The following is a 12,325-nucleotide window of genomic DNA, read 5'->3' on the forward strand; positions in this document are numbered from 1 at the left end:
TGAGCCTGCTTTAAAAATAAAACAGACGCAAATACAACAACTAGGGATCTGGATTCCCGCATGAAGGAGTTATGCAAATGAAAACCATGAAAAGCAAATTAGCAGTCGCTTTGATGGCAGCTGGCCTAAGCTTTAGTGCAGCAGCAGCAGATATTACCGTTGGCTACGCAGCTGACCCAGTATCACTTGACCCGCACGAGCAGCTGTCTGGTGGCACACTGCAAATGTCTCACATGGTGTTTGACCCTCTAGTACGTTTCACTCAAGAGATGGATTTTGAAGGCCGCCTAGCATCTAGCTGGGAGCGTGTTGATGAAACGACTTTCCGCTTTAACCTACGTAAGGGTGTGAAATTCCACTCTGGTAACGAACTAACAGCTGACGATGTTGTGTGGACTTTCGAGCGTCTACAAGCGTCTCCAGACTTTAAGTCTATCTTCACGCCATACGAGAAAATGGTAAAAGTGGATGACTACACAGTTGAGCTAGTATCGAAAGCGGCTTACCCACTAGTACTACAAACAGCGACTTACATCTTCCCAATGGACAGCAAGTTCTACTCTGGTAAGACTGCGGATGGTAAAGATAAGTCAGAGCTAGTGAAGCACGGTAACTCGTTCGCTTCGACTAACGTTTCTGGTACAGGTCCATTCATTGTTACTGAGCGTGAGCAGGGCGTAAAAGTTCAGTTCAAACGTTTCAACGATTACTGGGACACAGAGACAAAAGGTAACGTTGATAACCTAACGCTAGTGCCAATCAAAGAAGACGCAACGCGTGTAGCTGCACTTCTTTCTGGTGACGTAGACATGATTCACCCAGTAGCACCAAACGATCACAAACGTGTTAAGAACGCAAAAGGCATCGACCTTGTGACGCTACCTGGTACTCGTATCATCACGTTCCAAATGAACCAAAACAGCAACGAAGCACTGAAAGACGTTCGCGTTCGTCAGGCGATTGTTCACGCAATCAACAACGAAGGTATCGTTAAGAAGATCATGAAAGGCTTCGCAACAGCAGCTGGTCAGCAAAGCCCAACAGGCTACGCAGGTCACAACGAGGAGCTAGTGCCACGTTACGATCTTAAGAAAGCGAAAGAGCTGATGAAAGAAGCGGGCTACGCAGACGGCTTCACGCTAACAATGATGGCACCAAACAACCGTTACGTGAACGATGCGAAAGTTGCTCAAGCATCTGCAGCAATGCTGTCTAAGATCGGCATCAAGGTTGATCTGAAAACAATGCCTAAAGCGCAATACTGGCCTGAGTTTGACCTATGTTCAGCAGACATGATGATGATCGGCTGGCACTCAGATACAGAAGATTCAGCGAACTTCAACGAGTTCCTAACTATGACTCGTAACGAAGAGACTGGTCGTGGTCAGTACAACTGTTCTGGTTACTCAAACCCAGAGATGGATGCAACAGTAGAAGCATCTAACACTGAAACTGATCCAGCTAAGCGTTCTCAAATGCTGAAAGGCGTTGAAGCAACACTTTACAACGACGCAGCATTCGTACCGCTACACTGGCAAAGTGAAGCGTGGGGCGCTAAGTCTAACGTTGGTGCTGCTGACATCGTTAACCCAATGGTTATGCCTTACTTCGGCGACCTAGTTGTACAGTAATCTAGCTTGCTAGATGTGAGAGCCTGTTGGTTCAGGCTCTCGCTTTTTAAGTTGTTCTATTAAGTTTCGGTATTTAGTCTTCCTTCAGTCTGGCTAGATACCTTTTTTAAGACTGAATATTTGTTGTCTAGTTACGGACTTAACTAGATAGTCATGGATAGATAAGGGGCAAGGAATGTTTACGTTTCTGGTCAAGCGCCTGTTTCAGGCACTGATAGTGATGTTTGTGATCAGTTTGGTGGCGTTTGCCATTCAGGATAACCTGGGCGACCCGTTACGTGAGTTGGTAGGTCAGTCTGTTTCAGAAGCGGAGCGTCAAGCGCTGCGTGATGAGCTGGGCCTCAACGATCCCTTCATTACAAAATACACTCGCTTTGTAGGCGCTGCTCTACAGGGTGATCTTGGTACTTCGTACTTCTTTAAGCGTCCAGCTGTGGATGTTATCTTAGACAAGCTGGTGGCCACACTTGAGTTAGTGTTTGGTGCATCGCTTATCATTGTTTGTTTGTCGATCCCACTTGGGGTTTACTCGGCGATTCACCCAAAAAGTTTCTTTACCAAGCTAGTCATGGCGGGCAGTAGTATCGGTATCTCGATCCCGGTGTTCTTAACGGCCATTATGCTGATGTATGTGTTCTCTATTGAACTTGGCTGGCTGCCTTCTTATGGACGTGGTGAAACCGCCAATTGGCTTGGCTGGGAGTCTGGCTTCTTTACGCTGGATGGCCTTGCACACTTAGTTCTGCCAAGTATTGCACTTGCTTCTATCATGCTACCGCTGTTCATCCGTCTGGTACGCTCTGAGATGCTGGAAGTTCTAAGCTCTGAATACATCAAGTTCGGTAAAGCGAAAGGCTTAGCACTGAACAAGATCTACTACCAACATGCGCTGAAAAACACCATGCTTCCTGTACTAACGGTAGGTGGTGTTCAGATTGGTACCATGGTGGCTTACACCATTCTTACTGAAACTGTATTCCAGTGGCCGGGTACCGGCTTCCTATTCCTTGAAGCGATTAACCGAGTGGATACACCACTGATTACCGCATACGTTATTTTTGTTGGTCTGATTTTCGTAGTAACCAACACCATTGTTGACTTGCTATACGGCATCATTAACCCAACAGTGAACATTACAGGGAAAGGAGCATAATCATGGACCAATCAACAACAGCTCCATCTCGTTGGGAGCGCTTTAAGCAGTCAGACATTCTGTACTACTTCTTACGTGACAAAGTGGCGATGTTCAGTTTCGCTGTCTTTACCGCATTCTTGGTGATGGCTCTGGCTGCACCGATTCTCGCGCCGACTGACCCATATGATGTGACGTCGATTGACATCATGGACTCAGAGCTACCGCCATCATGGATGGAAGATGGTGATGAGCGTTTCCTGCTGGGTACGGACGAACAAGGTCGTGACATTCTATCGACTATGCTTTACGGCTCTCGTCTGTCACTAACGATTGGTTTCTTGGCGGTAGGTCTTCAGCTAACCCTAGGTATCATCATCGGTCTATCAGCAGGTTACTTCGGTGGTCGTATCGATAGCTTCCTAATGCGTTTTGCTGATGTTCAGCTCTCTTTCTCAACCATGATGGTTGCGATCATTGTTTCGGCTATCTTTAAGGCGAGCTTTGGTAGTGATTTCTACGCCCAGTATGCAGTAGTGATGCTGGTGGTGATCATCGGTATTGCTGAATGGCCGCAATATGCGCGTACGATTCGTGCATCGGTATTGGCAGAAAAGAAGAAAGAGTATGTGGAAGCGGCACGTGTTATGGGCTTTAAAGCACCTCGCATCATGTTCCGTCACATTCTACCGAACTGTCTGTCTCCAATTCTGGTTATTTCTACGGTACAGGTGGCAAATGCCATCATGTCAGAAGCGGCACTTTCTTTCCTAGGCCTTGGCCTTCCGGTAGACCAACCATCACTTGGCGCACTGATCAGCATCGGCTTTAACTACATCTTCTCGGGTGCATGGTGGATTACTGCCTTCCCAGGTGTGGTGCTGGTAACGCTAGTACTGGTAATCAACCTACTTGGTGACTGGTTACGCGACGTATTTAACCCGAAAATCTATAAAGGTTGATCCCGAGCGATTGATTTTTAATAAAAAAGCTCACTAAACTAAGAGTCGTAAGCAATTACGGCTCTTTTTTTGCTTATAGTTTAGGAACTATGAGTTATTGATGTAGTCAATAATGTCTTAAATGGAATTCATTTTTTATCGACACCGAGTCGGTAATAATTTTACCCTTGAGGGTTGAGTGATGGGTATGAAATTGACAATAAATGCAGTATGTCGTGGTTCTCGTATGGGGTTGGGTTTAGCGCTGTTCGCGGTAGGGGTGTCGTTGTCTGGCCAAGTACACGCGGAATCGGTGCTTTGTGATGCGACTCAAGCCAGCACAGACCAGCTGCCTCAACTAGAAGCTTCTTGTCCAATCGGTAAAGGGATATGGGGTAGTAAAGCACCCCAAACCCATTCAGAAAGCAATCTATTCTGGGTTCAGTGTGGGCTGCTCAATGACCCACTGCCGTTAGAGAAAGCGAAACCTATCTACAAAAACATCTCGACTAATGTATGGATGAAACCAGAGCAAGGTAACTATCGCTGCTTGATTGGCCCATACTCTAATTATGCTGATGCACGCAAAGAGCTGCTTCAGGTTCGTAAGGTATCGGGCTACAAAGAAGCCTTCATCCGTATGGTTGATAAATCTCAATCAACTAATGTAGCACCACTGGCGGCCGCGACTGCAAAAGCGGATAAAGCAGCGGCACCTAAAGCTCGAGTAGAAGCGCAACCTATTGAGCGTACTGCGACAAAAGCACCTGCGACGGCAGCGGTTGCCAAAGCTTCTGCGCCAGCACCTAAGGCTCCTGCTCCCAAAGCAGTAAGCAAACCAGCTTCTGAGCCGATGGCAATTCAATCTCTGCCGGACAATTCGAAAAGCAGCAGTGATGCAGAGGTCGAGGTGCGTTTAACCGCTTCTGTGTCTGGTAAGTCTTATTCTGTTCCTTACATTCTTGATGGCAAACAACAGTTTTACATGGAGCAAGGTAAACCTTGGAGTCGCTTAGATTACGACCAAGCACAAAAGACGTGTAATGGTTTGGGCATGGAGCTACTGAGTGAAGGTGATTGGCAAACCATTTTAGACTCAAAAGTAATGGAGCAAAAAGACTGGCCAATGCACCTTCCGTACTGGGGCGCACAGAAGAAAGGCCTGTTTACGAATGGTAATGTCACTCAACTTAAAGGCTCATCACTTCTTAACGTGATGTGTGTGAAGTAGCTTAAATAGTATTTGGGTTACCGTAGACCAAAAGGTCCAGATAAAAGAAACCCCAGCGATGTGCTGGGGTTTTTGTTTTGAGTTCGTCGAACTTAGTCTTGGATTAGTGGAAGTTTGTCGATCACCTTTTCCATTGATTCTTGATCATATGAGTACAGGCCAAACTCTGGAGCTGATACGTAGTTCCATTGTGGTTCCTCGCTCCATTTTACCCCAATGTAGAAATCACCAAACTCACGTTGGATGTAGCGGTAGCGTGTCTTGTAATCAGAGTCAGCCCCTGTTTCCTCTAGTACAATTCCTTCACGGCCAAAGCTATCAAGCTCGTAGCTCAGGTTTCCTGGCGTTTCAAAGCCTGTAGGTTTGATTGACTTGTAGTCGTATGAGTTTTCAGCATATACAAATTGACCAGCAGCATACGTTAGCGGGTAGCCATCAAGCTCAGGATCGAATTCTTCTCCAGCCTCAACTGTAAGATCGAAGTCAGTGAAACCAGAGATAATTGTTTCAGAAGCTGGCGACGTTTGTGCAAATGTAGAAGAAGTTGAATCGAGCCAGAATAGTTCGTCTTGATTTACTTTCAAGATGATCTGGTATTCGCCTTCTGCTGGTTTATGTTGATAAAGCATTTCATAGATACTGCCTTCTTTATCAATCATTTTTCCATCATTTATTGTCACATCCATACAATCTTTGTCCTGGTGCGACATGTAATCGTTGTGCTTATCTAGCTCGGCTAACTTAGCAAAAGGTGCATAACTATTACCCCATTGATCAAGTGCGTCACTCATGTTGCCTGAGTAGTTTTCATCGCTATTCGAGCCCCAGCAGAACATTAGTCCGTGCTCGTCTTTAGCAAGTGAAGCGTAGCCGATTTCACCGTCATTGTCGGCAAAGCTACCCATTTTCCACTCTTGGTTATTGAAGTGTGCTTCTGTAAATCCGAGTTCTGGTACTGGTGGTTCAACAGGAGCTCCTTCTAATACGTGAGGCATTAGAAATAAGGCATCTTCTGAATAAGCGTTGTCATTATCTCGAACGCTAATTGTTAGTTTGCCATGTTGATTCCATGATGTAGTTGGGGTGCCATGGATCGTGACAAGCATGTTTTCTCTATCTGTATCAACAGAAAGCCCATCAACAACACCACCTAAACCAACTCTAATCCCCTCAATTGAGCCATCTTCATCCTTAAATAGATGACTGATATTGAGAGTTTGAGAGAAAGCCTCACCTTCTTGTAAGTACCATGCCTCTACCTCTTCCTTTTGAAGACGGGCTTCTTCATCTTTATTTAGAATAGGTGCTGTATTTTCCGCTTCAATCGTTACTTTGAGGTTAAGCGGGTAAGAGAGTGATTGGTGTTCATCTTTCGCGAATATTTGGTAATTGAACTCACCAACGGCTTCAGGGGTTCCACTGATGATCCCTGATACGTTATCAATGACTAGACCGTTTAACTTTCCTGTCAGCTCTTTGAGTTCATAAGTTAGAACATCATCTTCGGCATCGCTAAAATTTTGTGATGCATTGATGGGAGCCCAAGCATCTCCTTTGACCATTACAATAGGATCCAGCTGACCATTAGCTTGGTCATGCACTGGGCGAGAGTTTGGTGTGACAATTGGAGCACCACCATCTTCTGGAACTTCCACCACTGGAGAGAAGTCTTCTAAGCTCTCTGTAGGATCATCGATAACTTTTTTGGTCTCTTCTGCAACAGCACTGGTTAGCTGCAGTTGCTGTTCTACTGAGATATTTGAGTTATCAACTAATGTTTCACCGATGACGTTAAGTGCTTCAGCTTCTTGTGAATCGTCTGCAATGTAGTCACCAAAAATAAGTTCATTTGAAGCTTCAAGTCCTGATGCAGTGACAGAATCAATCACATTTTCTTGTGCTTGCTCTAGAGTCAGGCTGCTATTAGCTTCCATTTGCTCAACAACCATATTGGTCATTGGGCTAATAACGGTAGCGCCTGCTGTAGCTGCTAGGTCGAAGTTGGATGTTACTAAACCACGAGTTTTATCGATTGTTTGGCCAGCAATAGCTTTAATGAAAACGGCCTTGTCTTTGTACTCATTTGGAAGAGTAATCTCACCGTTTGCATTGGTGTTGCTATCAAGCTGTTTGTCTTCTGAGTCCAGTTTTAAGTTGTCGTTAGTATCAACCCAAACCTGTGCATTCTCTAAATAGCCATCGATAGCTGTAATCACAATGCCGCCCGGAGTCGCTCCATCTGACGAGCCACCGTCTGAACCGCCACAACCTGATAGTGCAATTGCCACTGACGCTGCTAGTAAACTAACCTTCTTCATTCTTTTCATCCTTACCGAGTGAAATCTGTACTTATTTGAAGTGATTTATAAAAACTGGCAAGGTTTTACCGTGTAGGAGACTGTGGTTCAAGATACGGAAAATGAGGGAAAAACCGTAAAGAATCTTATAAAAAGTGGATGAAATATTGGGTGATTTTTGAGGTGAATCTGTTGTGAGTGTTTGTATTTATCAGATGAATAAACCCCGCAATTGCGGGGTTTAAAATCGACTGATATTTTTAGTCGTCGTTAGCGACACCTGTCCACTCAATGTTGAACTTAACGGCTTCAGTTAGACCATCCTCGGTCTCTACTTTACCGATTAGGCTGTAAACTTCACCAACAACTAATTGCCCTGATTTAGGGTTGAAGTTGATTCCTGCATAGCTCACTCCGTTTTCTACGTTTTCGAAACACCAATTAGTATTAGCTAAAACTCCACGGTCGCTTGTCATCTCAAATTTAGCGTATGTCTTGTTGATCATGTCACATGTGACGTCCATACCATCAACATCGAAGTAGATATCAGCATCAAATGGTTCGCCAGATGCATCACCTTCATCAGAGATTGCGTAGCTCACTCTTCCTAACTGCATAGAATGAGTGTCGCTGCCTGGTTTAGCGGCAGGGATGTACATATTGCCAAAACGTTGCATCGGGCCGTCATCAGATTTGGTTTGAATACGGCGCTCAGCTTGTGAAGCCTCAGCAAAATATGTGTAGCGCTCAGATGTTAGACCACCCTCTGCATCAGTGTACGATGTGACAATCGTCATAGCACCGTTCGCAATATCATCTGCAGCAGTCGCAGTTACTGTGTGAGTCTCATCTCCACCATCTTCTGACGTGAAAGTAGCAATAATTTTGTTACCTTCTACCTTGTAAGTCGCTGACTCTTCTTGGGTATCAGCTGCACTGCATGATGTTTTATTTGCTAGGCTTCTAACGTTGCTGTAGATAATGCCATTTTCAAACTTAATGGAATCACACCAAACCCTGCTTGCGCCCTCTTGCCCTGAACCGTCGCTTGAGCCTGTCTCTAGGTTGTACCAAGTTTTACCTTCTAAAGGATGAGTCTCAGGTGGAGTGTAGCCTTCCAAGACTTCAGGTAACGTAAATTTCACGTAGGTTGGTTCGTTATCATCATCAACGCCACCGACATTGAAAGTTTGCCCTGCTGGGTATGACTTACTTGGTGTGCCTGAAATAGTAACGATTGAACTTGTGTCTTCCGTTGGGGTAATCGTTAACCCATCGACAGTTAGACCCCCAGAACGATATTTAACGATGTCACCATCGGTATCGCTAAATAAGCTTGATAAGTCGATAGTTTGGTTGAAGAGTTCACCTTCTTGAAGTTGCCAACCATCAATGACACTTTGTAGTCTTGCTTTTTCTTCTTCGACGACTTCTGGTGCTAGGTTCTCAGCTAACTTAATGACTTTAAGATTCAGCGGGTATGACAGTGCACCATGCTCATCTTTTGCGAAGATTTGGTAATCGTAAGTGCCCGCCTTAGTAAGGTCTCCACTGATAATGCCTGTAGTGCTATCGATCACTAGCCCGTTTAGATCGTTAGCGAGTTCTTTAAGTTCGAACGTTAATGTATCGCCTTCCGCATCTTGGAAAAGAGTAGAAGCATCTAGGTCTAACCAAGCATCTGAAGGATCGAGAGTAATGTCTTTCAATACACCATTTTCACTATCAACAGGACGAGAGTTAGGTGTCACCGTGATAGGGCTATCATCTGTTGGAATGTTCACGATAGGCGAGAAGTCATCCAAGCTTTCATCATTTTCAATGATTGTTTGAGCTTCTACAGCAACAGCTTCAGTCAGTTTTAGCTGTTCTTCGACAGTTAAGTCTGAGTTATCAACCAGAGTTTCACCAATAGCATTCAAAGCTTTTGCTTCCTCAGTACTATCAGCAATGTAGTCACCAAAGATAAGCTCTTTAGAGGTTGTTAGACCGGAGTCTGTCACTGACTTCACAACTTTCTCTTCTGCTTGCTCTTGAGTCAGCTCTGTATCAGCAGCTTTTGCTGCTTCTAGTTGTTCAACAACCATATTTGTCATTGGGCTAACAACGGTAGCGCCTGCTGTAGCTGCTAGATCGAAGTCGGATGTTACTAAACCACGAGTTTTATCGATTGTTTGGCCGGCAATAGCTTTAATGAAAACAGCCTTGTCTTTGTACTCATTTGGAAGAGTAATCTCACCGTTTGCATTGGTGTTGCTATCAAGCTTTTTGTCTTCTGAGTCCAGTTTTAAGTTGTCGTTAGTATCAACCCAAACTTGTGCGTTCTCTAGGTATCCATCGATAGCAGTAATCACAACTCCACCTGGAGTAGCACCAGAGCTATCACCATCTGAGCCACCACAACCTGTTAGAGCGAAAGCCACTGACGCTGCTAGTAAACTAACTTTTTTCATTTCATATCCTTTGTAGAGAGCTCTAGCCAAGCCCTATTTGTTTCATTTTTTGATACTTATATTAGTTGGGTGAATGTTTTACTTGGGATTGATCGCTTTTTCAACGCACGTAAAAACAGAAAAAAACCGTAAAATTTATTTGATTTTTATTTGCTCGATCGCCCTTCAAATCGATTTCCAATTTCAATAGCATGCTGCCCCGAATTGGCTGAGTGGATAATAAAAATGAAAAAACGGATAGGTTTGAGCTTATTGCCGTTTGTTGCTGTGGCGCAAACAACAGAGGGCAGCGATAAGTATGGGTACTCGTATTTTACGGTTGGGTTAGAAAATGTGACTTACCAAGAGTACTACGGAGGACTCAAGTCAGACGTAACGGTGACCAACCCGATTTTAAATACGGGTGGTTTGTATTACGTTAATGAGGATTTTGATTTCTCAATTGATGCTTTGGCCTCCTTTTCTCCTCAAAGCTCAAAAGAAGATTGGGTGAACAATGGATCTTCAGTTCAGCATAACCAAATGGAGTACTTGAAGACCGCCACCAACATTCAACTTCACTATAAATTACAAGACAATTGGCGCGTGATTGGTGGGCCTTCTCTTACCTATCAAACATTTACTCGCTATGGTGTTAAAAACTTCAGCGAAGATGGGAACAAGTATTTTTATGGTACTTGGGAAGAGACCTCTACAGATGTCTTTGTGGATGTAGGTCTTGCTTACGACAACGGTAGCCTAAACTTAGCGGATAAATGGCATGTGAGTGGTAAAGCGACATTTGGTTTACCGGTTTGGAGTGTCACCTCAAATACTCGTTTTGAAGACGTAGACTTTTACGATTTCGGTTACCGAGCGGCGATTGAGGGCAGTGTCAGCTATGAATTGAGACCAGGTTTGCATCTTGGTTGGTACGCTATGTTTGGTTATGAAAAGCGTTTTCAGTCGGACACTGAATCCGTGACCACCAGTTATTGTAAAACTATGATTGATGGAAAATGTACTGAGTACGAAACCGAGCAAGTTAATGCGACACTACCTGAAGCCGACACTTATACATTCAGTACCGGCTTGCAGGCGTTGTGGAGCTTTTAAGCGTTAGGGTCTAGATATCGAACATTAAGTTTCATCTCTTCAACCTTATGACGCCACTCTTTCTTAGGGCGGAGTATGATGCTAAATACTTCGCCATGTTTAAACTCATCGAACTCTAAGAAATCAACATCGAAGAAAGAGTATTGAAGGTGTCCTAGCGGACGCTCGTCACACTCGATCGGCTCAAGCTTTTCACCGATTATTTGGCCAGTGATGTCGCCGTAAACCCCTTGCCCGCCAACTGAGTAGTGATCAAATTTGTCGAGCAAATCTTCGCAAACAACCGTTGTGTTGTAAGACTGCACATTTAAGTCACCATCCATCTCATCGGGCCAATTGGGGTTGGTTTGTTGATAGTTACTTAGGTGCATTCCATAATGCCCAAGATAGTACCGACCGTCGTTGGCAAGATACATGTAGTTCTGCGTTGTCATTTGCAGTGCTTTTAATCCTGTCACAGTGTTTATACGTTGTTCTATTTGCGCTTTCGAGGCCACCGTATAGGTTTCATACTCACTGCCCATTTTGACTTGCGTCACATGAGCAGTCGTGAAGGTAGGGTGACTCGGATAGGTCTCCAATATTTTCCAGCGCATGTCGGTGTCAAAAATAGACTGATTACTAGAGACAACCAAGGTATTGCCATCAACATGATACCCTCCAACTTTACGCAGATCGTGCTCGTTCGGGCAGGTGGTTAAGTTGCTTGAAGAGGCAAAGAACACTTCGTCATTAATGAACTTAAACGCCTCGCAGTAGACCTTTTCATAGTTGTACGTCTTACCAGCAAATTGGTGGTTGGTTTCTAGTCGATACCAAGTTTCACCGATCAAAGGGTGTAAGCCATCTTCCTCTAAACCTGAAGACATGGATGGGAGTGAAAAGCTGGTGCTCACCCAGGCATTCTCTTCCGAGCCGTGATAATCATCTTTAGCGCGAGCAATCAGCTGAGTGGGCGCTTCTCCAACTTTTGGGGTGCCTTGGACACTCGTTCTACCACCGAGATTTGAAACAGAAAATTTCGGATGATTGACAGCAATCTGTGTCGTCAGCAAGTCACCATCAGGGTCTTCAAATAGGCCGGTAACATCAATCGAGTAGTTAATCGGAGAGTTTTCGGTAAAAGACCATTGATTGATTTCGTGTTGAATACTTTGTTGTACTGCTGAGTTGACTTGTGGTTTCTGGTTGCGATCGGCGCGGTTTTGGTCATCAGCGACAATTAAGGTTTCGGTATCGCTGTAAAATTTCTCAGCTGGGTCCTCAAATCGATCTGTTTGGCTTTCGAAAGTAGCTGCTGGGAATGAAACTTCTGACAGGGTTGGCTCGGCTTTGCTTTTTATCAGTGTCGTTGATGAGGTACGGCTTTGCGTAGGCTGAGCGTTCATGGCGGTTTGCGCGCCTTCAGCAGTTTGTTTGATTGAAGGTAACGAGTCACCTTCGATTAAACGGGGTGCATTCACTTCTTCAGAAGCAAGCCAAGGTGGCAGCAGAGCGAAGGCTCCGCAGCCAGAAACAACCAAGAAACAGAGGCGCTTTTTCATG

General features: G+C 44.7%; 8 protein-coding genes. 5 read left to right on the top strand and 3 right to left on the bottom strand.

Annotation, left to right across the window (positions count from 1 at the left end):
- Window positions 1-77: 77 nt before the first annotated feature.
- From FIV04_RS00210 to FIV04_RS00225, 4 genes are all read left to right on the top strand, one after another.
- Complete coding sequence (locus FIV04_RS00210; RefSeq protein WP_032551021.1) at window positions 78-1,631, top strand: ABC transporter substrate-binding protein; 1,554 nt, start codon at window positions 78-80, stop codon at window positions 1,629-1,631.
- Between the two features lie 175 nt (window positions 1,632-1,806).
- On the top strand, window positions 1,807-2,784 hold the full coding sequence (locus tag FIV04_RS00215) for an ABC transporter permease (protein ID WP_032551023.1): 978 nt from the start codon (window positions 1,807-1,809) through the stop codon (window positions 2,782-2,784).
- A 2-nt stretch (window positions 2,785-2,786) separates the two neighbouring features.
- Window positions 2,787-3,725, top strand: coding sequence for an ABC transporter permease (locus tag FIV04_RS00220; RefSeq protein ID WP_152467923.1), 939 nt, complete (start codon window positions 2,787-2,789; stop codon window positions 3,723-3,725).
- Window positions 3,726-3,912: 187 nt separating this feature from the next.
- Window positions 3,913-4,935: an SPOR domain-containing protein gene (locus tag FIV04_RS00225; protein WP_152467924.1), complete on the top strand. Its 1,023-nt coding sequence runs from the start codon at window positions 3,913-3,915 to the stop codon at window positions 4,933-4,935.
- 92 nt (window positions 4,936-5,027) lie between these two features.
- Here FIV04_RS00225 and FIV04_RS00230 read toward each other — a convergent pair whose 3' ends face one another.
- Both FIV04_RS00230 and FIV04_RS00235 read right to left on the bottom strand, forming a co-directional pair.
- Window positions 5,028-7,253 (bottom strand): Ig domain-containing protein, encoded by a 2,226-nt coding sequence (locus FIV04_RS00230; protein WP_152467925.1) that lies wholly within the window; start codon window positions 7,251-7,253, stop codon window positions 5,028-5,030.
- 239 nt (window positions 7,254-7,492) lie between these two features.
- On the bottom strand, window positions 7,493-9,685 hold the full coding sequence (locus tag FIV04_RS00235; protein ID WP_152467926.1) for a putative Ig domain-containing protein: 2,193 nt from the start codon (window positions 9,683-9,685) through the stop codon (window positions 7,493-7,495).
- 225 nt (window positions 9,686-9,910) lie between these two features.
- On the opposite strand from FIV04_RS00235, the gene FIV04_RS00240 reads away from it, so the two are divergent.
- On the top strand, window positions 9,911-10,780 hold the full coding sequence (locus tag FIV04_RS00240) for a hypothetical protein (RefSeq protein WP_152467927.1): 870 nt from the start codon (window positions 9,911-9,913) through the stop codon (window positions 10,778-10,780).
- On the opposite strand, the gene FIV04_RS00245 is transcribed toward FIV04_RS00240, so the two are convergent.
- Window positions 10,777-12,324: a hypothetical protein gene (locus FIV04_RS00245; protein ID WP_152467928.1), complete on the bottom strand. Its 1,548-nt coding sequence runs from the start codon at window positions 12,322-12,324 to the stop codon at window positions 10,777-10,779. The genes FIV04_RS00240 and FIV04_RS00245 overlap by 4 nt on opposite strands.
- Window position 12,325 lies beyond the last annotated feature (1 nt).

Origin of the sequence: Vibrio sp. THAF190c (assembly GCF_009363355.1) — a bacterium.
Classification (GTDB): domain Bacteria; phylum Pseudomonadota; class Gammaproteobacteria; order Enterobacterales; family Vibrionaceae; genus Vibrio; species Vibrio fortis_A.

Coding starts and splice junctions, on each gene's coding strand:
- FIV04_RS00215 (WP_032551023.1), top strand. CDS start 1,807: ATGTTTACGTTTCTGGTCAAGCGCCTGTTTCAGGCACTGATAGTGATG.
- FIV04_RS00245 (WP_152467928.1), bottom strand. CDS start 12,324: ATGAAAAAGCGCCTCTGTTTCTTGGTTGTTTCTGGCTGCGGAGCCTTC.
- FIV04_RS00220 (WP_152467923.1), top strand. CDS start 2,787: ATGGACCAATCAACAACAGCTCCATCTCGTTGGGAGCGCTTTAAGCAG.
- FIV04_RS00230 (WP_152467925.1), bottom strand. CDS start 7,253: ATGAAGAAGGTTAGTTTACTAGCAGCGTCAGTGGCAATTGCACTATCA.
- FIV04_RS00240 (WP_152467927.1), top strand. CDS start 9,911: ATGAAAAAACGGATAGGTTTGAGCTTATTGCCGTTTGTTGCTGTGGCG.
- FIV04_RS00225 (WP_152467924.1), top strand. CDS start 3,913: ATGAAATTGACAATAAATGCAGTATGTCGTGGTTCTCGTATGGGGTTG.
- FIV04_RS00235 (WP_152467926.1), bottom strand. CDS start 9,685: ATGAAAAAAGTTAGTTTACTAGCAGCGTCAGTGGCTTTCGCTCTAACA.
- FIV04_RS00210 (WP_032551021.1), top strand. CDS start 78: ATGAAAACCATGAAAAGCAAATTAGCAGTCGCTTTGATGGCAGCTGGC.